Origin of the sequence: Streptomyces sp. B21-083 (assembly GCF_036898825.1) — a bacterium.
In the GTDB taxonomy this organism is placed as follows: domain Bacteria; phylum Actinomycetota; class Actinomycetes; order Streptomycetales; family Streptomycetaceae; genus Streptomyces.
In genome coordinates this window covers 564213-585642 of the sequence record NZ_JARUND010000002.1, presented here as the reverse complement: position 1 = coordinate 585642, position 21430 = coordinate 564213, and the positions used below count along the sequence as shown (strand labels likewise).

General features: G+C 72.0%; 18 protein-coding genes and 2 pseudogenes. 10 read left to right on the top strand and 10 right to left on the bottom strand.

Annotation, left to right across the window (positions count from 1 at the left end; genetic code table 11):
• The first annotated feature begins 323 nt into the window (after nt 1-323).
• From QA861_RS26620 to QA861_RS26590, 7 genes are all read left to right on the top strand, one after another.
• Nucleotides 324-1013 carry a FadR/GntR family transcriptional regulator gene (locus tag QA861_RS26620; protein ID WP_334594851.1) on the top strand — a complete coding sequence of 230 codons (690 nt, stop codon included), beginning with the start codon at nt 324-326 and terminating at the stop codon, nt 1011-1013.
• Nucleotides 1010-2518, top strand: coding sequence for an amino acid permease (locus QA861_RS26615; RefSeq protein ID WP_334591103.1), 1509 nt, complete (start codon nt 1010-1012; stop codon nt 2516-2518). Before QA861_RS26620 ends, QA861_RS26615 begins: the two co-directional genes overlap by 4 nt.
• Nucleotides 2519-2568: 50 nt before the next feature.
• Nucleotides 2569-3576 (top strand): asparaginase, encoded by a 1008-nt coding sequence (locus QA861_RS26610; RefSeq protein ID WP_334594850.1) that lies wholly within the window; start codon nt 2569-2571, stop codon nt 3574-3576.
• 164 nt (nt 3577-3740) lie between these two features.
• A complete protein-coding gene (gene aspA, locus QA861_RS26605; RefSeq protein WP_334591102.1) occupies nt 3741-5150 on the top strand; it encodes an aspartate ammonia-lyase in 1410 nt (469 codons plus the stop codon).
• A gap of 50 nt (nt 5151-5200) precedes the next feature.
• Complete coding sequence (locus QA861_RS26600; RefSeq protein WP_334591101.1) at nt 5201-6154, top strand: glutaminase; 954 nt, start codon at nt 5201-5203, stop codon at nt 6152-6154.
• 7 nt (nt 6155-6161) lie between these two features.
• Nucleotides 6162-7763 carry a polyprenol phosphomannose-dependent alpha 1,6 mannosyltransferase MptB gene (gene mptB / locus QA861_RS26595; protein ID WP_334591100.1) on the top strand — a complete coding sequence of 534 codons (1602 nt, stop codon included), beginning with the start codon at nt 6162-6164 and terminating at the stop codon, nt 7761-7763.
• Nucleotides 7764-7768: 5 nt separating this feature from the next.
• Nucleotides 7769-9172 carry a glycosyltransferase 87 family protein gene (locus tag QA861_RS26590; protein WP_334594849.1) on the top strand — a complete coding sequence of 468 codons (1404 nt, stop codon included), beginning with the start codon at nt 7769-7771 and terminating at the stop codon, nt 9170-9172.
• Nucleotides 9173-9255: 83 nt separating this feature from the next.
• Here the strand turns inward: QA861_RS26590 and QA861_RS26585 are convergent.
• The 4 genes and pseudogenes from QA861_RS26585 to QA861_RS26570 all read right to left on the bottom strand — a co-directional run.
• Nucleotides 9256-10149 (bottom strand): annotated as a pseudogene (locus QA861_RS26585) (D-alanyl-D-alanine carboxypeptidase family protein); the annotation flags it as partial.
• Nucleotides 10150-10259: 110 nt separating this feature from the next.
• Nucleotides 10260-11405, bottom strand: coding sequence for a transcription termination factor Rho (gene rho, locus QA861_RS26580; RefSeq protein WP_334591099.1), 1146 nt, complete (start codon nt 11403-11405; stop codon nt 10260-10262).
• Nucleotides 11406-11714: 309 nt separating this feature from the next.
• On the bottom strand, nt 11715-12542 hold the full coding sequence (locus QA861_RS26575; protein ID WP_334591098.1) for a class I SAM-dependent methyltransferase: 828 nt from the start codon (nt 12540-12542) through the stop codon (nt 11715-11717).
• Nucleotides 12539-12972 (bottom strand): annotated as a pseudogene (locus QA861_RS26570) (nuclear transport factor 2 family protein). The gene QA861_RS26575 and the pseudogene QA861_RS26570 overlap by 4 nt, the downstream one beginning before the upstream one ends.
• A gap of 76 nt (nt 12973-13048) precedes the next feature.
• Here QA861_RS26570 and QA861_RS26565 point away from each other — a divergent pair.
• Complete coding sequence (locus QA861_RS26565) at nt 13049-13825, top strand: class I SAM-dependent methyltransferase (protein WP_334591097.1); 777 nt, start codon at nt 13049-13051, stop codon at nt 13823-13825.
• On the opposite strand, the gene QA861_RS26560 is transcribed toward QA861_RS26565, so the two are convergent.
• From QA861_RS26560 to QA861_RS26535, 6 genes are all read right to left on the bottom strand, one after another.
• The gene (locus tag QA861_RS26560) at nt 13815-14636 is read right to left on the bottom strand and encodes an alpha/beta fold hydrolase (protein ID WP_334591096.1); all 822 of its coding nucleotides are present in this window, start codon (nt 14634-14636) and stop codon (nt 13815-13817) included. The genes QA861_RS26565 and QA861_RS26560 overlap by 11 nt on opposite strands.
• 165 nt (nt 14637-14801) lie before the next feature.
• Nucleotides 14802-15977, bottom strand: a complete 1176-nt coding sequence (locus QA861_RS26555; protein ID WP_334591095.1) for a serine hydrolase domain-containing protein — start codon at nt 15975-15977, stop codon at nt 14802-14804.
• A 133-nt stretch (nt 15978-16110) separates the two neighbouring features.
• A complete protein-coding gene (locus tag QA861_RS26550) occupies nt 16111-17079 on the bottom strand; it encodes an acetylxylan esterase (RefSeq protein WP_334591094.1) in 969 nt (322 codons plus the stop codon).
• 264 nt (nt 17080-17343) lie between these two features.
• Nucleotides 17344-17940: an Rv1733c family protein gene (locus QA861_RS26545; protein WP_334591093.1), complete on the bottom strand. Its 597-nt coding sequence runs from the start codon at nt 17938-17940 to the stop codon at nt 17344-17346.
• A 115-nt stretch (nt 17941-18055) separates the two neighbouring features.
• On the bottom strand, nt 18056-18841 hold the full coding sequence (locus QA861_RS26540) for a ferredoxin reductase (protein ID WP_334591092.1): 786 nt from the start codon (nt 18839-18841) through the stop codon (nt 18056-18058).
• Nucleotides 18834-19439 (bottom strand): sulfite oxidase-like oxidoreductase, encoded by a 606-nt coding sequence (locus QA861_RS26535; RefSeq protein ID WP_334591091.1) that lies wholly within the window; start codon nt 19437-19439, stop codon nt 18834-18836. The genes QA861_RS26540 and QA861_RS26535 overlap by 8 nt, the downstream gene beginning before the upstream one ends.
• A gap of 250 nt (nt 19440-19689) precedes the next feature.
• Between QA861_RS26535 and QA861_RS26530 the strand changes: the two genes are divergently transcribed.
• Nucleotides 19690-20640, top strand: a complete 951-nt coding sequence (locus QA861_RS26530; protein WP_334591090.1) for an NADP-dependent oxidoreductase — start codon at nt 19690-19692, stop codon at nt 20638-20640.
• Entirely contained in the window at nt 20637-21353 is a 717-nt protein-coding gene (locus QA861_RS26525) for a GNAT family N-acetyltransferase (RefSeq protein WP_334591089.1), read from the top strand. The genes QA861_RS26530 and QA861_RS26525 overlap by 4 nt, the downstream gene beginning before the upstream one ends.
• Nucleotides 21354-21430: the final 77 nt, after the last annotated feature.

The following is a 21430-nucleotide window of genomic DNA, read 5'->3' as shown; positions in this document are numbered from 1 at the left end:
GCCCGCCGGCGTTTCAGCAGCTCAGGCTGGTGGCCGTAGCCGGTCGGGGTTGTTCGTCGGTGGACCGGACGGGCGCTGTGCGGGGCCAGGGCCGGGCATGACCGCCCAGGCGTCCGGCCGGGGCCCGCGGCTGCGGGCCGGCGCTCGCCGGTGAGGTGCGGAGTGAGGCGCGACGCCCTGCCTGTCCGGCGCCACCCGCGTGGCGTCGGACAGGCAGCTTCGCCCCCACACCCTTGACAGGGTCGTCCCGCACCCGCAGGATCACCTCCGTGAACCTGTCAGACAGCCAGACAGGTGGCTCGGTGCCGCGGCGCGTCAGCGCGATGGAAGCGGTCCTCGGTCATCTGCGCAGCGCCATCGAGCGCGGAGATTACGCCGTGGGGGACAAGCTCCCCTCCGAGGCCGAACTGTGCCGCCGCCTGGAGGTGAGCCGGCCCGTGCTGCGGGAGGCTCTGCGGGCCCTGCAGACCATGGGCCTGACCGTCTCCCGGACCGGCAAGGGCACCTTCGTGGTGTCCAGCACCGTCGAGGACCCCACCTTCGGCGACTACGCGGCGAGCGACCTCCTCGAAGTCCGCCGGCACGTCGAGATCCCGGTCGCCGGCTACGCGGCCCTGCGACGGACACCGGAGGACCTCGATCACCTCGCGCACCTGCTGGAGCGCATGGAGCACGAGACCGACACCACCGCGTGGGTCGCCATGGACACCCTCTTCCATCTGGCCGTGGCCCAGGCCGCCCAGAACCCGGTGTTCCGCCGGGTGATCGAGGAGATCCGGGACGCGCTGGCCCGTCAGTCGGCGTTCCTGAACGAGCTGGGCGGCCGGCGTGAGCAGTCCAACCGTGAGCACCGGGCGATCGTCGAGGCCTTGATCGACCGCAGCGAGGACGACGCGGTGGCGGCCATGTCCCACCACCTCGACCGGGTCTCGACGACCCTCACCGACATCGTGCGCGCCGCGCACACGGACACCCCCACAGGACCATCCCCGGAAGGCGGACCCGAGGCGTGAGCGAGCAATCCCTCCAGGACGGGCCGGCGAACGGTACGGCGCAGAAGAAGGCCGTACACGTGGACGCCGGCGACGCGGGCTACAGCAAGTCGCTGAAGTCACGGCACGTCAACATGATCGCCATCGGCGGAGCCATCGGCACCGGCCTGTTCCTCGGCGCCGGCGGCCGGCTGGCCGACGCCGGCCCGTCCCTCTTCATCGCCTACGCGGTCTGCGGCGTCTTCGCCTTCCTCGTCGTCCGGGCCCTGGGCGAACTCGTCCTGTACCGGCCCTCGTCCGGCGCGTTCGTGTCGTACGCCCGTGAGTTCCTGGGCGAGAAGGGCGCGTACACAGCGGGCTGGATGTACTTCCTGAACTGGGCCACCACCGGCATCGCCGACATCACCGCGGTCGCCCTCTACACCCACTACTGGGGCATGTTCTCCGACATCCCGCAGTGGGTGATCGCGCTGATCGCCCTGGCGGTCGTCCTCACCGTGAACCTGATCTCCGTGCGAATGTTCGGCGAACTGGAGTTCTGGTTCGCCATCATCAAGGTCAGCGCCCTCGTCGTCTTCATGCTGATCGGCATCTTCCTGCTGGTCACCCAGCACAAGGTCGACGGCACCACCCCCGGCCTGTCCCTGATCACCGACAACGGCGGCGTCTTCCCCAACGGCCTGCTGCCCATGCTGCTGATCATCCAGGGCGTCGTCTTCGCCTACGCCTCCGTCGAACTCGTCGGTGTCGCGGCGGGCGAGACCGAGAACCCCGAGAAGATCATGCCGAAGGCGATCAACTCGATCATGTGGCGGGTCGGCCTCTTCTACGTCGGCTCCGTCGTCCTCCTCGCGATGCTGCTGCCCTGGAACAAGTACACGTCGGGCGAGAGCCCCTTCGTGACCGTCCTGTCCAACATCGGTATCCCGGCGGCCGGCGGCGTGATGAACCTGGTCGTCCTCACCGCGGCCATGTCGTCCCTCAACTCGGGCCTGTACTCGACCGGTCGCATCCTGCGCTCGATGGCGATGGCCGGCTCCGCGCCGAAGTTCACCGGCAACATGAGCCGCAGCCAGGTCCCCTACGGCGGCATCCTGCTCACCAGCGGCTTCTGCGTCCTCGGTGTGGGCCTCAACTACGTCGTCCCCGCCGACGCGTTCGAGATCGTGCTGAACTTCGCCGCGATCGGCATCCTCGCCACCTGGGGCATGATCATGGTCTGCCACCTGGTGTTCTGGCGGAAGACCGAGAACGGCGAGCTGACCCGCCCGAGCTACCGCCTCCCCGGCTCCCCGTGGACCGAACTCGTGACGCTGGCCTTCCTCGTCTCCGTCCTCGTTCTGATGTACGCCGACGGCGGCGCCGGCCGCACCACCGTGCTGTGTCTCCCGCTGATCGCCGGGGTGCTCGTGGCGGGCTGGTACGGCGTCCGCGGCCAGGTGGCCCGCAAGGCCGCCGAAGCGACCGCGGCCTCCGAATCCCCCGAAGCGCCCGGATCCACCGGGTCGGCCGGAGCCGACGCGTGAACCACGCGGTGATGCAGGATGAAGTAATGCAGGAAGCAGTGCAGGCAGCCATGTACAGCAGTTCACTCGCGGACGCTCCCGCGATCCGCGAACCCCTTCACGCGCCCGTCGCGCACCTCGTGCGCGGCGGGGTCGTCGAGGGCATCCACTACGGTTCCGTCGTCGTCCTCGGCGCCGACGGCCAGGTGGAGCTGCAGATGGGCGACATCGAGGCGGCCTTCTATCCGCGCTCCGCCCTGAAGCCCGTCCAGGCGGTGGCCATGCTCAGGGCCGGTCTGCCCCTCGACGGCGAGCTGCTCTCCCTGACCGCCGCCAGCCACTCCGGCGAGGAACGCCACCTGGCCGGCTCCCGCCGCATCCTGGAGCTGGCCGGCCTCGCCGAGGACGACCTGCGCAACGTCCCGGACCTGCCGTTCGACCCGATCGTCCGCGACGTCTGGATACGCGAGGGCCGCCTGCCCTCCCGCCTCGCCCAGAACTGCTCCGGCAAGCACGCGGCCATGCTCTACACCTGCGAGCTCAACGGCTGGCCCCTCGACAGTTACCTCGATCCCGGCCACCCCCTCCAGCAGACGATCGCCGAGATCGTCGAGGATCTGACCGGCCAGCGCATCGCCCGGGTGACCGTCGACGGCTGCGGCGCACCCCTCTTCTCCATCTCCCTGCACGGCCTGGCCCGCGCCGCGGCCCGGATCACGACCGCCGCCCCGGACACCCCGGAGGCCCTGGTCGCCGACGCGATGCGCGACCACGCAGAGATGGCCTCCGGCTCGGGCCGTGACGTGGCCGCGCTGATGCGGGCCGTACCCGGGCTGCTCAGCAAGGACGGCTTCGAGGGCGTCCAGGTCGCCGCCCTCCCGGACGGCCGGGCCGTCGCGGTGAAGATCGCCGACGGCGCGAACCGGGCCCGCGTCCCGGTCACGGCGGCGGCACTCGGCCGCGCCGGCGTGGACCCGGAGCTGCTCACCGAGTTCGAGGGCGAGGCTCTGCTGGGCGGCGGCCGGGAGGTCGGGCGGGTCCGGCCGGCCCGCGCGCTCGATCCGGTACCGCGGCGGTAGGGGTATCCGCACGGATTTCTTCGCCCCCGCCGCCCTTACCCGTCCCATCCCGTTCCTGGGGGCTGCGCCCCCAGACCCCCGCTGTCGGCCCTGAAGGGCCTCGTCCTCGAACTCCGGACGGGCTGAATTGGCAGCTCCACTCACGAAAGAAGGCCCACCCAGTCATGACCGGCGCAGCCACTCGCAGCGAACACGACCTGCTCGGCGACCGTGACGTTCCCACCGAGGCGTACTGGGGTGTCCACACCCTGCGCGCCATCGAGAACTTCCCCATCACCGGCATGACCATCTCCGCCTACCCGCATCTCATCGACGCCCTCGCCGCCGTAAAGGAGGCCGCCGCCCTCGCCAACGAGGAACTCGGCCTCCTCGATCCGGAGAAGGCCGCCGCGATAGTCGAGGCGTGCCGGGAGATCCGCAGTGGCGGGCTGCACGACCAGTTCGTGGTGGACGTGATCCAGGGCGGGGCGGGCACCTCGACGAACATGAACGCCAACGAGGTCGTCGCGAACCGGGCGTTGGAGCTGCTGGGCCACGCCAAGGGCCAGTACCAGTACCTGCACCCCAACGAGGACGTCAACCTCGGCCAGTCCACGAACGACGTCTACCCGACCGCCGTCAAGGTGGCGACAGTCTTCGCGGTGCGGGAACTGCTCAAGGCGATGGCCGTGCTCCAGGACTCCTTCGCCCGTAAGGCGGTCGAGTTCCGTGACGTGCTGAAGATGGGGCGTACACAGCTGCAGGACGCGGTGCCGATGACGCTCGGGCAGGAGTTCTCGGCGTACGCCGTGATGATCGAGGAGGACCGCAGCCGCCTCGCGGAGGCGGCCCTGCTGATCCACGAGATCAACCTCGGTGCCACCGCCATCGGCACGGGCCTCAACGCCCCCGCCGGATATGCCGAATCGGCCCGCCGCCACCTCTCCGCGATCACCGGACTGCCGCTCGTCACGGCCGCCAACCTGGTCGAAGCCACCCAGGACTGTGGGGCGTTCGTCCAGATGTCCGGTGTACTGAAGCGCGTCGCGGTCAAGCTCTCCAAGAGCTGCAACGACCTGCGCCTGCTGTCCTCCGGGCCGCGCGCCGGGCTCGGCGAGATCAACCTCCCGCCGGTGCAGGCCGGTTCGTCGATCATGCCCGGCAAGGTCAACCCGGTGATCCCCGAGGTCGTCAACCAGGTCGCCTTCGAGGTGATCGGCAACGACGTCACCATCACCATGGCCGCCGAGGCCGGACAGCTCCAGCTCAACGCCTTCGAGCCGATCATCCTGCACTCCCTGTCGGAGTCGATCACCCACCTGCGCGCCGCCTGCCTCACCCTCGCCGAGCGCTGTGTCGACGGCATCACCGCCAACACCGAGGCGCTGCGCGCGAGCGTGGAGAACTCCATCGGCCTGGTCACCGCCCTCAACCCCTACATCGGGTACACGGCCGCCACCGACATCGCCAAGGAGGCCCTCGTCAGCGGCCGGGGTGTCGCCGAACTCGTCCTGGAGAAGGGCCTGTTGCCCGCCGAGCGACTCGCGGACCTGCTCCGCCCCGAGATCCTGGCGGGCAACGGCGCGGCAAGGTAGGACCACTGCCGGCACACACGAACGCGCACCAGGACCGACCGGGAAGGAGAATGGCGATCATGGCATCAGCTCCGTCGCCCGCACCCTCGCCCCCGACCTTCCAACCGGTCCTGGAACGCATCGCCGAGGAGATCGGACGCACCCCCGGCCGAGGACGCCCCGCCGACTACATCCCGGCGCTCGCGGCCCGCGACCCGCGCAGCTTCGGCATGGCCGTCGCCGAACTCGACGGCACGGTCTACGGGGTGGGGGACTGGCGGCAGCCGTTCTCCGCGCAGTCCGTCACCAAGGTGTTCACGCTCGCCCTCGACCTGGCCCGCGAGGGCGACGAACTCTGGGAGCACGTCGGCCGCGAACCCTCCGGCAACCCCTTCAACTCCCTGATCCAGCTGGAGTACGAGAACGGCATCCCGCGCAACCCGTTCATCAACGCGGGCGCCCTCGTCGTCACCGACCGCCTGCACACCCGTACCGGCGACGCGGCCGGAGCACTCCTCGACTTCCTGCGCGCGGAGTCCGGCAACCCCGGCCTCACCTTCGACAAGGAAGTCGCCGCCTCCGAGGCCGGACGCGGCCACCGCAACGCCGCCCTCGCCCACTTCATGGCGTCGTACGGCAACATCGACAACCCGGTCCCGGACCTGCTGGACCAGTACTTCCGCCAGTGCTCCGTCGAGGCGTCCTGTGCCGACCTCGCCCTCGCCACCGGCTTCCTGGCCCGGCACGGCGTCCGCGCCGACGGCACCCGCCTCCTGACCCGCAGCCAGGCCAAACAGATCAACGCCATCATGCTGACCTGCGGCACCTATGACGCCGCAGGCGACTTCGCCTACCGAGTGGGCCTCCCCGGCAAGAGCGGAGTCGGCGGCGGCATCATCGCCGTCGTCCCCGGCCGCTGCACGCTGTGCGTATGGAGCCCCGGACTGGACGAGCGAGGCAACTCGGTGGCAGGCGTGACAGCCCTGGACCGTTTCACGACACTGACGGGAGTATCGGTCTTCTGATTCCAGAGTGGTTCCAAGGGGACCTCTCAACTCCGTGAGAGGGGCGCCCCTCAGGGGCGCGGGGAACTGCGCGACAAGCCACCGCCGGGCCCGCACCCGACGAACAACCCCCAACCACCCACCCACCGGTAACACGCACGCCCCCGCCCGGAAGGCATCCCGTAGCCCCCCGTCCACCCACCCTTGCCACGCTTCCCAAGTGCTCAAGGCCCCCGCGACAAACCTCCCCCGCTGCCAGGCCACAGGCCTGATCGGCACCGCATGCCTGGCCCTCGGAGGCGAGACCGCCGGAGCCCTCCCCGTACGCGAACTCATCGCACCCTCCACCCCCCGCGCCGCACTGGGCCTGGTCGGCGTCTACTTCGGTGTCGTCCTCCTGATCGCCGCCTGGACCCTGCTCGGCAGACTGGTCCGCAGCGCGAACCCGCCCACCGTACGGTCCCTGATGCTCGTGCTCGCCGTCTGGGCGGCCCCGCTCCTCCTCGCCCCGCCCCTCTTCAGCCGCGACGTCTACAGCTACCTCGCCCAGGGCGCGATGGTCGACGCGCACATGGACGTGTACACGCACGGCCCCGCCCTGCTCGGCGGCCCGCTCGCCGCCGAGGTCGCCCCCGTGTGGCAGCAGACCGGCGCCCCCTACGGCCCGCTGTTCCTCGCCGTGGCGTCCGGGCTCTCCGGACTGACCCGGGGCGAGATCCCCGCCGGTCTGTTCGGCATGCGCCTGGTCGCGCTGCTCGGCGTGGCGCTGATGGCGGCGGCCCTGCCCCGCCTCGCCCGGCACAACGGCGCCGACCCGGCCGCCGCCCTCTGGCTCGGCGCCCTCAACCCGCTGGTCCTGCTGCACCTGGTGGCCGGCGCGCACAACGACGCGATCATGCTCGGGCTGCTCGGCGTCGGCCTGGTGGCGGCGCTGGGCCGGTGGCCGATCCTGGGCGCAGTACTCGTGACGCTGGCCGCCCTCGTCAAGGCACCCGCACTCCTCGGCCTCGCCGCTGTCGTGGCGCTCCAGATGCGTGCGGGTCGCAGCCCGGCGCGGGCGGTACTGACCACGGCGGGCGCGGCAGCCGCGACCACCGTCGCCGTCACCGCGCTGGCCGGCACCGGCTACGGCTGGATAGGCGCCCTGAAAACCCCGGTGTCACCCCAGAACTGGGCCCTCACCAGCCTCCTCGGCCGCGCCACGGCCGCCGCGCTCACGGAGCTCGGCAGCGATCTGGCACCGCTCGCCGTCCCGGCCTGGCACCTCCTCGGGATAGCGGTCACCGTCCTCGCCATCGCCGTCATCTGGCTGCGCCGCCCACGCCTCAGCCCGCTCTACGCGCTCGGCCTCAGCCTCGCCGTCGTGGTCGTCCTCGGCCCGGCGATCCGGCCCTGGTACGCCCTGTGGGCCCTGTTCCTCATCGCCGCCGCCGCGCCCAGCACCAGTCCGGCGGTACGCCACCGCCTCGCCGCCGTCACCGGAGTCGTCGCGCTCCTGGCACTGCCGAGCGGCGCGCCCGCCGAGACCGAGCAACTGGTCCTGGCCGTCTCCGGCGGCGCGCTGGCCCTCGTCGTCCTCTGGCAGGCCCACCAGGCGGCCCAATCACCCCTGCGGGAGAACACCGTATGAGCGCTGTGAGACTGCCCCGCACCGACCGGGAACGGCTCCTCCTGGTGCTCGCCCTCGCGGTCGCCGTGACCGTGTTCACGGCGACGGTGCCGCTGCTGCGCGGCTGGTTCGACCTGCGCGTCTACTACGGAACCGTCGGCACCTGGGTCCACCACGGCGGCCGGATCTACGACTACCGGGTGCCCGGCACGGCGTACGGCTTCACCTATCCGCCGTTCGCGGCGGTCAGCATGCTGCCGATGGCGCTGCTCGGGCTGCGCGCCGCGATCACCGCCGCACTGCTGCTCAACCTGGCGTCGCTCGGCGCCGTGGTGTGGATGGCCGCAGGACCGGTGCTGCGCCGGTACGGCTGGTACGGCTGGGCCCTGACCGGCTGCGCGCTGGCGCTGTTCGAGCCCGTGCGGGACACCTTCAGCTTCGGCCAGGTGAACCTCGTACTGCTGGCCCTCGTCCTGACCGACGCCTGGCTGCTGACGACCGGGCGGGCCCGCTGGTCGGGCACCGGGATCGGGCTCGCCGCCGCGGTCAAGCTGACGCCGGCCCTCTTCGTCGGCCTGCTGCTGCTCGCCGGGCGACGGCGGGCCGCCGGGGTCGCGACGGCCGTCGCCGGTGCGGCCACGGCGCTCGCGGCGTGGGTCGCGCCGGACGCCTCGCGCTACTACTGGAGCGAGGCGCTGTGGGACACCCGGCGCATCGGGCAACTGGCGTATGTGTCGAACCAGTCCCTCCAGGGTGTGCTGGCCCGGCTGGCCGCGCCGGGCGAACCCAGTCGTGCCGTCTGGCTGGTGGTGGTCGCGGCGGTCCTCGGGGTCTGGGCCTGGCGGGCGCGGCGGGCCGCCGTGGTGGGGGACTGGTGGGGCGCTTTCGCGCTCACCGGGCTGACCGCCTGCCTGGTCAGCCCGATCACCTGGGTGCACCATCTCGTCTGGCTGCTCCCGTCGTTCGCCGTCCTGGTGCGCACCGGGCACGCGCGCGTGGCGGGCGCGCTGTACGCGGTGCTGTGTACGAGCGTGGTGTGGCTGTGGTTCGACGACGCGTCCGGCGTCGACGGGTTCGTGGGCGGCAGCGCGTACGTCTGGGTCACGCTCGGGTTGCTGCTGTGGCTGCCGGTGGACGCTGCCGGTCAGACCCGCTTCGACCCGGCGACGCGCAGTACGAGCGACACCGCGCCGGCACCGAGCACGGCCGCGCCCAGGATCGTCAAGATCGCCGGCCAGCCCGGTCCGCTGTCGGACGTCACGGTGGCGGCGGCCGGCACCTGCGTCGGCCCCTGCGCCGGCCTCCGCACCCGCACCGGCGCCTGCGGGCCCGGCTGCGACACGGGCCTCGCGGCGTCCAGCGAACCGACGGGATCGACGCGTCCGGCGGCCCCGAAGCCCCAGTCGAGCAGCGAGCGGGCCTCCTCGTAGACGGTGTAGCCGTCACCCTCCTGAGGGTTCATCACGGTGACGACCAGAGTGTGTCCGCCCCGGCGTGCGGCGGCGACCAGTGTGTTGCCGGCGTTGCTGGTGTAGCCGTTCTTGACGCCGATGACCCCCCGGTAGCGCTCGACGCCGTTGGCGCCGGTCAGCAGCCGGTTGGTGTTCTGGATCTCGTACGACGAGCCGCCCCCGCCGGGGAACTTCGCGTAGGCGGTGCCGCAGTACGCGGCGAAGTCGGCGTTGCGCAGCCCGGCCCGCCCGAACACGGCGAGGTCGTACGCCGACGACACCTGCCCCGGCGTGTCGTAGCCGTCGGGCGAGCGCACATGGGTGTCGCGGGCGCCCAGGGCGCGGGCCTTGGCCTGCATCCGGACGACGGTGTCGCGCCAGCCGCCGCTCATGGCGGCCAGGACGTGCACGGCGTCGTTCCCGGAGTTGAGGAACACACCCCGCCACAGGTCGGAGACCCGGTACGTACGCCCGGCCTCGACCCCGACCAGACTGCTGCCGGCGCCGATGTCCTCCAAGTCGGCCTCGGTGACCTTGTGCCGCAGGCCAGCCGGCAGCGTGGGGAGCACGGTGAGGGCGAAGAGCGTCTTGAGCGTGCTGGCCGGCGGCAGATCGCGGTGCGCGTTGCGCGCGGCGAGGACCTCACCGGTGCCGGCGTCGGCCACCAGCCACGACAGCGCGGACACGTCCCGGGGGAGGCGAGGTGCCCCGGGGCGCAGCCGGGCGTGGGTGCCGGAGCGGTACAGCAGCCGCGCGTTCGCCGTCGCCGCTGTCGTCGGCTTCGGCGTCGGCGTAGCCGGGGCGGCACCGGTGCGGGCGGATGCCGGGACGGGTGCGAGCGCCAGCACGCCCGTCACGCACAGAGCACAGCAGGAGGCGGCGATCCGGGATGCCGCCGACGAGGACGACGAGTACGACGAGGACGCAGCACTACGAGCAGAGAATCTGATGGTCATATCGCAAACGTAGGAATGGGTGCGCCGTATGCCGTGGTGCCGTGGCCGAGGAACCGGCCCGAACACCCGGATGCCACACACGGGAGCCCACGGGCACCGGCCGGGCCGGGTCAGCCGGAGGGCAGCGTCGGCTGGATCCGCCGCAGGAAGGTCGCGTTGTCGGGCGTGTCGCGGAGCCGATCGAGGAGGGTCTCCAGGTTTGTCTGGCCGTCCCGCGTCTGCAGGGCCCGCCGCAGTCCCTGTACGGTCGTCAACTCGGCCGGGGGCAGCAGGAGTTCCTCGCGGCGGGTGCCGGACGGGTTGATGTCGACGGCCGGGTAGACGCGCCGGGACGCCAGCTCGCGGCTCAGCCGGAGCTCCATGTTGCCGGTGCTCTTCAGCTCCTCGAAGAAGAAGTCGTCGGCGCGTGAGCCGGTCTCCACCAGGGCCGTGGCGAGGATCGTGAGCGAACCGCCCTCCTCGGCCAGGCGCGCGGCGCCGAACAGCCGCTTCGGCCCGAGCAGCGCGGCGGCGTCGACCCCACCGCTGAGGGTGCGGCCGCCGGAGGCCGCCGCGTTGTTGTGGGCCCTGCACAGCCGGGTGAGGGAGTCCAGGAGGATGACGACGTCCTCGCCCGCCTCGACGAGCCGCTTGGCCCGCTCGATGACGAGTTCGGCGAGCGCGATGTGCTGCTTGGGTGTCTTGTCGAAGGTCGAGGCGTACACCTCGCCGCGCACGGAGCGCCGCATGTCGGTCACCTCCTCGGGCCGCTCGTCGAGCAGCACCACCATCAGGCGGCACTCGGGGTGGTTGCCGGCGACGGCCGCCGCGATCTGCTGGAGCAGCACGGTCTTGCCGGTCTTGGGCGGTGCCACGATCAGCCCGCGCTGGCCCTTGCCGACGGGTGCGATCAGGTCGGCGACGCGCCCGGTGAGTCCGGCCGCCGGGTGTTCGAGGCGGAGCCGGTCGCGGGGGTGGAGCGGGGTGAGGTCGCGGAAGTGGCGACGGCCGCGCTGCTCCTCGGGCGTACGGCCGTTGACCAGCCCGACCTCGGTCAGTGCGCGCTGGGTGCCCTGTGCGCCGACGACGAGGTCGCCCTTGCGCAGGCCGTGGCGGCGGATCAGCGCCGGGGAGACCTGGAGGTCGGTGGGTGTGGGCAGGCAGCTGTGGGCGGCCCGCAGGTACCCCTTCCCGTTGCCGTCGATGTCGAGGACACCGGTCGTGATCCGGGCCGGGGGCAGTTGTTCCACCGGGGGGTGTTCGAGTGTGGTGGTCATGGTCGGGGAGTCCTTTCACGGACGGAGACGCATGCCGCATGAGGCACGCGGAAGAAAGAGCGAAGGGAGGGCCGCGAGAACTGGGCGCGCCTGGCGCGCCGCGGGCGGCGGAAGACAGCGACACCTCGGGTACGGCAGAAGCACGTCGCCGCTGGTGAGGTGGTGCTGGGAAGAGCTGGTGCACCGGTCGGACACCGACGGGCGGCTCAGCGAACTGAGGAGGAACAGCACCGGCGCCCGAGAGCGGGCGTACACAAGTGCTGCCAGCACCCTACCACGGGAAGTGCGAGTACGGCTGTGAGTTGTGGCTCAACGGCTCGCGAGGAGCCCGTACAGGAGTGGGATGCGCGGCTCGGGCAACCGCCACCAGCCCGACGTCGTACGTTCCATACGGGGCCAGCGGGGCCAGGGCAGTTCGTCGCTCTCGCGCAGCCGCCGGACGGTCAGTCCCGCCCCGATCAACGCGTTGACGACCTCGTCCATTCCGTGCGGCCACTCGAAGCTCTCGGTGGCCCCGCTCACCGGCGGCCCGTCGGTGTAGGTGAACGTCGCATCGCGGTGCACGGCGCCCCGCGCGCCCAAGTAGTCGTGCCGCAGCAGAAGTTCACCGGTGTCGTCCAGAGCGGGCTTCGGGCTCAGCGAGTTCAGTAGCGGATGGAACTCCGCGATGTACAACAGGCCGCCGGGGCGCAGGAGTTGGACGATCACCTCCGCCCAGCGGTCCAGGTCGGGCAGATAGCACAGGGCGCCCTTCCCGGTGTACACGACGTCGAACCGCCGCTGCTCCAGGGCCTCCACGGCGTCGTAGACGTTCGCCCGTACGTACGTCACGTCGAGGCCCGCCTTCGCCGCGATGCCACGCGCGGCCGTCACGGACGCCTCGGAGAAGTCGAGGCCGACGGCCCGCGCCCCGCGCTCGGCGAAAGCGAGGGTCTCCGTGCCGAGATGGCACTGGAGGTGGAGCACATCGCGGCCGGCGAGTTCACCGAGGTCCTCCCACTCCCAGGAGGCGAACCAGCGCGACGGATCGAGGCTCTCGCCCAGGCCGTAGAAACGGCTGGCGACATGGACGGGGGTACGGGCGTCCCAGTTGGCCTCGTTGGCCCGCATCATGCGCGCGTGCTCGTCGGTGGTCATGGGGGCCATCCAACCAAAACACTTCCGCTCAGGCGGACCCGGCGGCCTTGAGCCTCCCGCGCGATCCGGTCGAACTGGGCACCCATGGCCGCCGACAGCGCCTGCGCGGCTGACAACGGGCGGACCATGACGGTCAGCTCGTCGATCAGACCGTCCTCGTCGAGGTGCAGGAAGTCGCAGCCCTGGCTCTCGCGCCCGCCGACCCGCGCCGTGAACACGAGCGCCTGGTCGCGGCTGTCGGGGGCGCCGATCTCCCGCTCGTACGGAAGTCCTCGAAAACCCGGGACACACCGCGCAGGATTGCCGCGGTGATCGCCTTCCCCGGGTAGGGCCGGAACGCGACCGGGCTGGTGAACACGACGTTCTCCGCCAACAGCTTCTCGACGGCGTCGAGATCCCCGGCCTCCACCGCCTCACGAAATGCACGCATCCGCTCACCCCAAAGGGTGAACCGTCCAAGTGGGCGTCCAAGATGCCGACCCGCGCGCTCCCCCTAAGCTGAGCCGATGTTCAGCCCCGAAGGCCCCACTCTCCGCGAACTCGCCGTGCAGGCCCTGTCGTCCGTCGAGCACGGCTACGACCTGCTCGCACCGAAGTTCGACCACACCCCGTTCCGCACCTCCGACCCGATCCTCGACGCGGTGGCGTCGGCGCTCGGCCCCCTCGGGCCCTTCGACGACGGCCTCGACCTGTGCTGCGGAACGGGCGCCGGTCTGGAGGTGCTGGACCGGGTGTGCCGGGAGAGCGTCACCGGGATCGACATCAGCGTGGGCATGCTGGAGGTGGCCCGACGCCGGGTGGGGGAGGGAAGGCGCGCCGGGGGCCCACGCGTCGCCCTGGTACGCGGCGACGCCCGAGCCCTGCCCTTCGCCTCAGCCCCTTCCGTCGCCTCCGCCTTCGATCTGGTCGTCAGCTTCGGGGCGTTCGGGCACTTTCTGCCGGGCGAGTTGCCGGGGCTGTTCACCCAGGTCCACTCCGTACTGCGACCGGGCGGGCGCTTCGCGTTCCCCGTCGCGGCGCCGGCCCGTCCGGGAACACGCGCCTACTGGACGCTGCTCGGCTTCGACGCGGTGATGAAGGTGCGCAACGCCGTGTGGAGGCCGCCGTTCGTCATGTACTACCGGGCCTTCCGACTGGCCGACGTGCGACGGGAGTTGACGCGCGGCGGCTTCGACGTGGAGACCCGCGCCCTGCCCGAGTTCGGGCGGCGGCCCGACGGCAGTCCGCGCTGCCGGATGGTGGTGGCGACGCGGACACCCGCCGGGTCCTCGGTCAGCTCTTGATGAACGCCAGCAGGTCGGCGTTGAACGCCTTCTCGTACTCGCCCACCAGGCCGTGCGGGGCGCCCGGGTAGACCTTCAGCGTCGAGTCCTTGACCAGCTGAGCCGTCTTCTCCGCCGAGGCGGCGATCGGCACGATCTGGTCGTCGGCGCCGTGCGCGATGAGGGTCGGTACGTCGATGCGTCCCAGGTCCTCGGTGAAGTCGGACTCCGAGAACTGCTTGACACAGTCGTAGGCCGCCTTGAGGCCGACCTGCATGCTCCACATCCAGAACGCGCGGCGCATACCCTCGGACGGGGTCGCGTCCGGCCGGTTGAAGCCGAAGAAGGCCTCGCTGAGGTCCCAGTAGAACTGCGAGCGGTCCGCCTCGACACCCGCCCGGATACCGTCGAAGGCCTCGAGGGGAGTGCCCTCGGGGTTGGCGTCGGTCTTCAGCATCAGCGGCGGCACCGCGCCCAGCAGTACGACCTTGGCGACCCGCGCCGTGCCGTGCCGGCCGATGTAGCGGGTCACCTCGCCGCCGCCGGTCGAGTGACCGACGAGGATGACGTTGTCGAGGTCGAGCGACTCGATCAGTTCGGCCAGGTCGTCCGCGTACTGGTCCATGTGGTTGCCCTGCCACGGCTGCGCGGAACGGCCGTGCCCGCGCCGGTCGTGCGCGATGGCGCGAAAGCCGTGCTCGGCGACGAGACGGGACTGGCCGTCCCAGGTGTCCGCGTTCAGCGGCCAGCCGTGGCTGAACACCACCGGCTGGCCCGTGCCCCAGTCCTTGAAGAAGATCTCGGTGCCGTCGGAGGTGGTGAACGTACTCATGGAGGTGTGCCTCTCGCAAAGTAGGACGTAGTCGGACAGTCGCACGGTCCGCCGTGCGTCGCCCGAGGTCGTACCCCGACGCTATGCGCCCCCGGCCGACAGGGAATCTGTCATGTGACTACACCTGCCATGCACCCTGTAAGGCTCACTTCTCGCTTATGGTCATTACCTGTGTCGGAGTGCGCTGTACAAGGCGTCGATCAGCGCCATCTTGCGCGGGTCGTTGGCGATATGCGGACCCATGCGGTTCATGACGTACCCCAGCGAGACGCCGGCATCCGGGTCGGCCAGCCCGCAGGAACCGCCGAAGCCGTCATGGCCGTACGCCCTCGGGTTGGGCCCGTACCAGCCGTGATCGCCGCTCAGCCACAGGCCGAGCCCGATCTCCGTCTCGTAGTCGAAACGCGCGCCGAGCACCAGGTCGCGGCAGCTGCCCTGTCCTTCGCGCACCCGCTCGGCCGTCTCGGCGGACAGGACGCGCTGCCCGCCGTACGAGCCCCGGCCCGCGAACACGCCGTACAGGGCGGCGATCGCGCGGGCCGTGCCGTGGCCGTTGGCCGCCGGTATCTCGGCGGCCCGCCACTCGGGGCTGTTCGCCTCGGCGGCGCCCGTGATCGGGTTGGCCGCGGCGGCGATCGTGACGGGTGTCAACTGGGCGAAGATCGCGGCCTGTTCACTGGGTGATGCGGGCGGTGGCGGTACCAGCTCGGCGGCTCGCCCGGCCTCCTTCTCCGGCAGCCCGAGGCGGAAGTCGATGCCCAGCGGCCCGGTCACCTCCCGCTCCAGGAAGGCGCCCGGCAGCAGCCCCGACACCCGGCGGACCACCTCGCCGACCAGGAAGCCGTACGTCAGCGCGTGGTATCCGGAGCGCGTCCCGGGCTCCCACCAGGGCTCCGTCGCCGCCAGTCGGCGGGTCGTCAGTTCCCAGTCGTAGAGGTCGGCGAGCGAGTGCGGCTCCCGCAGACCGGACAGGCCCGAGCGGTGCGAGAGCAGATGCCGTACGAGCACGCCCTCCTTGCCGGCCGCCGCGAACTCCGGCCAGTACGCGGCCACGGGGGCGTCGAGGTCGAGCAGGCCCCGGTCGGCGAGGATGTGCGCGCACAGCGCTGTCGGACCCTTCGACGTCGACCACACGTTGACGAGAGTGTCGCGTTCCCACGCACGCGTCCGCTCCGCGTCGGCCCAGCCGCCCCACAGGTCGACCACCGTCTCGCCGCCGACCGTGACGCTCACCGCCGCGCCGAGTTCCGCGCGGTCGCGGAAGTTCTCCTCGAACGCCGTACGCACCGCCGAGAAGCGTGCGTCGCAGTCGCCGTGAACGTGTGACACGAGCTCGGACATGGGCCCTCCGTGGTTCGCCGGAACACCGGGTCACAGCGCTGTGACCCGGGCACCGTCGAACATACCGACCGGTCGGATCGCGCGGAAGGTGTCGGGAACGACCACTTCCCCCCGTGCGGAACCTGCCGAGCCGTCAGGCGTACGAGCGCAGCCAGCTCAGCTTCGTCGCCTCCTGGAACGGGCCGCCGCCCTCGTGGTCGTTGAAGTCGTAGACCTCGACCTGCTTGTCGTCGTGCGCCCAGGCGTTGAAGGCCGCGAAGACCGTGGACGGCGGGCAGGTCTGGTCCTCCAGAGCCGTCGAGAAGAGCGCCGGTGCCGTGCCGCGCGCCGCGAAGTGCACGCCGTCGAAGTAGGCGAGCGTGCCGAGCGCGTCGGCCGTGCGGCCCCGGTGGGTCTTGAGGTAGCTGCCGATCTCGCGGTAGGGGTGGCGGTCCGTGAGGGTCGCCGCGCGCGGGAAGTCACACAGGAACGGCACGTCCGGGGCGGCCGCCACCAGGTCCGGGACCAGCCCGCCGACCGCGATCGTGATCCCGCCGCCCTGACTCGAACCGAGGGCCACCGTGCGCGCCGGATCGACCAGGGGATGCGAGCGGGCCGCCTCCACCGCGCGCACCGCGTCCGTGTACACCCGCCGGTAGTAGTAGTTCTCGGGAGCGTCGATGCCACGGGTCATGAATCCGGGGTACGAGGGCGCGTTGCCCACCGGGTCCGCCGTACCGCCACCGCCGCCCCACGCGCTGCCTTGGCCGCGGGTGTCCATGGCGAAGTGGGCGCGGCCGGTCGACGCCCACAGCAGGTTCTCGTGCGGCAGGCCGCGCCCGCCGCCGTACCCGATGAACTCCACGACCACCGGCAGCGGCCCGGAGGCACCGGCGGGCACCCGCAGCCAGCCCTTCACCGGGTGGCCACCGAATCCGGCGAACGTCACGTCGTACACGTCGACCGTGGTCAGCCCCGTCTCCACCGGCTCGAAACGGGCGTCCAGGTCGTGTTCCCGGGTCTCCTGGAGGGTCTTGGACCAGAAGGCGTCGAAGTCGTCGGGCTCGGTGGAGGCGCTGCGGTACTCGCGGAGTTCGTCGAGGGGGAGGTCGAACTGGGCCATGTAGGACCGCCTTGAGGGGTATCAGGAAGGGTTTGCGGATGATCACACCGTACGTGGGAGGGCCGACGACCCGCCAGGCCCCAAGGCCCGGACAGGGCCCGGGCGAGCTTCCCGGCGGGTGGGTGGCTGGCGACGCCGGGCCCGGCACCCCCGGCCTGATCAACACACGCCACCACATCTGCCAGAACCCACCACCTCCTCCGACCATCTGTACGTCCATGCGCGCCGGTTGAGGGAGGGGGTGTGGCGCCGGGCCCCGCCCTGTCACGCCCGCCGTCCCGTCCACTCCGGTTCCGTACGCGCCCACGCGCGCTCCCACTCCCCGAGCCGACGCTGAACGGCCGTACGGTGTACGGCGGTGCGGGCGAGGAGGACGACACCGGCGGTCACCCCCGCGGCCCAGATCCCCACCGCCACCGTGTACTGCCGGACCGCGACAGCGCCGGGCGGCGGAGCGACAGCCCGGCCGTGCGCGTCGAGCCACAGGTCGACCGGGTCCCCGCGCCGCGTCCCCGCCGGCACCTGCGCCGTCGCCGTACGCGCTCCCGCGCCGGGCTCCGTCCACAGCACCCGCACGCGGTACAGGTACTGGCTGCCGGCCGGCGCGGGGGGAGCCCCGGCTTCGATACCGGCGACGGCCACCGCGTGGACACGATGACGTTCGGCGCGCTGCGCGGTGGCCGTCGCCCGCCCTACGTCGTACGCCCACCGGGCCGCGAAAACCCCGGCCAGGGGCGCGCCGACGAACAGCAGCACGGCGACGACGAGCCCCGTCCATGCCTCCACCACGTCGGAGCGGCGGCGCAGCGGATTGGGCCGCCGGCGCCGGCCGTACACCCGTGTTCGCCCGAGAACCCCCATCCGCCCATCGTCGCGCGCGACACCGACCGAGCGGGAGCCGCGTACGAGGGTCAGCGCGCACGGCCCGCGCGCGCCCCCGTGGGCCCGGCGCACCACCGCACGCCGAGTGGTTTCCTCAGCCGAAGCGTTCGATCCGGATCCGGTCCACGGGCTGGCCCGCCGCCACCAGCAGCCGCGAGGCGTGCTCGGCGAACGCGTTGGACCCACACACGTACGCCTCCCACCCACCCGGCGGCTGCCCGTCGGCCAGCGACCGCGCCACCTGGGAGGCCGTCAGCCGCCCGACCGGCATGCCCTCGGGTGCCCGGCGGGTGAAGACGGGCGTGGTCTCTGCCCCGTACTCCCGCGCGTAGATCAGCTCCTCGGGGCCGCGCGCGGACACCAGCAGCCGCAGCGGCACGGTCAGGCCGCGCGCGCGGTGGTGCCGGATCATCGACATCAGGGGTACGACCCCGGAGCCGGCGCCGAGGAGCAGCGCGGGACGGTCACCCGGCCAGGCGAAGAAGCCGCTGAGCGGACCGCGCACCTCCACCTCGTCACCGGGTTTGGCCAGCGTGTGGAACCAGCCGGAGACCTCGCCGTCCTCGACGTGGTCCAGGGTCAGTTCGATGTGCCCGGCGTCGTCCGGGGGAGAGGCGATCGAGTAGTGGCGCTGGGCCGTGTAACCGTCGTCGGCGGTCAGCCGCAGCATCAGGTGCTGGCCGGGCAGATGGCCCGCCCAGCCGGGCACCGCGAACCGGAAGGTGGACGCGTGAGGCGTCTCCCGCCGGACCTCGGTGAGCGTCGCCGTCTGCCAGTGGGCCGCCGCGCGGTTGCTGACGGCGATGCGTCCCGGCACCGCGAACCGGGTCGGAGGCACGAAGGCGCCGGTCGGCGTGGTTTCCGTGGTGGTCCTAGTCACCGGAGTACCTCTGCTCCTCCCACGGGTTCCCGCGCGCGTGATAGCCGTTCTGCTCCCAGAACCCCGGCTCGTCGTGGTCCAGGAGCCGCAGACCCGCGATCCACTTGGCGCTCTTCCAGAAGTACAGATGCGGCACCAGCAGCCGCGCCGGGCCGCCGTGTTCGGCGGGCAGCGGCCGGCCCTCGTACTCCCAGGCGATCCACGCCCGGCCGCCGGTCAGGTCGGCGAGCGGCAGGTTCGTGGTGTACCCGGTGTGCGAGTAGGCGACGGCGTGGGTGGCGGACGCGTCGGGCCGCGCCACGTCGAGGAACGCGTCCAGGGACACGCCCCCGAACCGCACCCCGAACTTCGACCAGCTCGTCACACAGTGGATGTCACCCTCGTACGCCGACTTGGGCAGCGCGTGGGCCTCCGCCCAGTCCCAGGTGTGCGGCTCGGCCACCAGGCCGTCGATCCGGAAGGACCAGTCCGCGGGCGTCAGATCGGGGGTGACCTCGGCGGACAGCACGGGCCAGTCGTCGCCCGCGTCGTACTGACCGGGCGGCAGTCCGGCGTTCTGGACGCGCGGGCGCCCGGTGAAGCCTCGGGTGACGTTCATAGGGTGGATGCCTCACGGTCAGGCCTGGTCAGTGGGTACGCGTACCACCGTAAGGGGTCACCGCGCATGCCCCGCACCCCGGGCCCGTGGTGATCGTTGCGGGCGTATGAACTCTCCCGGGGACTTCACCACGGCGGGAATAGGGCTCCCGCGGCGGAGCTTGCCCTTCAGTGCGGGTTCCGGTGATCGTGAACGGCCCGGCGACCGGCCTGTCGACCGGTCCGGCGCGAGCGAAGGAGAGTGGGAGCAGATGCCCAAGGCGTACGTCTTCACAGGGTTCGGCGGTCCGGAGACCGAGGCGTTCGTCGACGTGGACCGGCCGCGTCCCGGCCCCGGACAACTGCTCGTGGCGGTGCGCGCGGCAGGCGTGAACCCCGTCGACTGGAAGCAGCGCACCGGCTACGCCCGAGCGGGCGGCGCGGCGCGTGAGCTGCCCGCCGTCTTCGGCAACGAGGTCGCCGGGGTCGTCGCGGAGGTGGGCGAGGACGTCACCGGCTTCGCCGTCGGGGACGCGGTCTTCGGCAACCCGGTCGCCGGCGGCTACGCCGAGTTCGCCCTGCTGCCCGTCACGGTGACCGCGCCCAAGCCCGCCGGGCTGTCCTTCACGGACGCGGCGGCCCTGCCCGTCGCGGCGGCCACCGCGTACGACGGCGTCGACCAGCTCGCGCTGCCGCAGGGCGCCACCCTGGTGGTCACCGGTGCGGGCGGCGGGGTCGGCGCCGCGATCCTCCAGATCGCCCGGACCCGGGGACTGCGGGTCGTCGGAGTCGCGAGCGACGGCAAGAAGGACTTCGTCGAGTCGCTGGGCGCGGTCCACGTCCCGTCCGGCCCCGACCTGGCGGCACGGGTGCGGGCGGCGGCTCCGAAGGGCGTGGACGGGGTCTACGACCTGGTCGGCGGCGAGGTGCTCGCAGAGGCCGCGACCCTGCTGACCGACCGCACGAGGCTGGTCACGGCGGGCGCACCCGCCGACGTCGCGGAGGCGCTGGGCGGAGCCCGGGTCGCCCGCGCCCGCAACGCCGCCGTCCTCGAAGCGGTCGCGGACCTCGTCGTACGCGGCGACCTGAGCCCGTATGTCACGAGCACGTTCCCGCTCGACCGGGCCGGCGAGGCGCTGCGCACGGTCGAGGAGGGCCACGCACGCGGCAAGACGGTCATCGTGGTCGAGGCGGCGCCCACGGACACCGAGGCCACCGTATGAGCACGGCACACCCCCTCGACCATCCCGCGCTCGCGGCTCTCACCGGGCCGCACGCCCACTTCGCCGAATGGCGGGGCCGGATCGTCCGCTACCCCGTCGACGTGACGCCCTGGCTCGCCCTGCCCGCCGAGCTGGACGACCGCGACTGGGTGGACCTGGCCGCGCTCGCCGGTCCCGGGGCCGACGTCCCGCTGCTCGGGTTCCAGGGGCGGGTCCCGGACGGCTGGGACATCACGTTCCACATGGAGGGCGTGCAGCTCGTCGACGACGGAATGGCCGCCGCCCCGGACCCGGAGGCCGTGGAGCTGGGCCCGGCCGACGTGCCCGAGATGCTGGACCTGGTCGCCCGCACCAGGCCCGGCCCCTTCCTGGCCCGCACCGTCGAACTCGGTACCTACCTCGGGATCCGCCGAGGGGGCGTGCTCGTCGCCATGGCGGGGGAGCGGCTGCATCCGCCCGGCTGGACCGAGATCAGCGCGGTCTGCACCGACCCGGCCGCCCGCGGCGAGGGCCTCGCCACCCGGCTGATCCGCGCCGTCGCCCACGGCATCCGTGCCCGCGGCGAAACCCCGTTCCTGCACACCGCCGCCGAGAACACCAACGCCATCCGGCTGTACGAGTCCCTGGGTTTCCGGCTGCGCCGCACCACCGCGTTCATGGGCGCCCGGGTCCCCGAACGCCTCGGCGGAGAAAGGGAGTTGGCGGCGCAGTAGAACAGATCGGAGGCGCTGGGGCCCACGGAATTCCGTACGGGAACACCTGGGACCAACTGTTCGGGTAATGTTGCCGT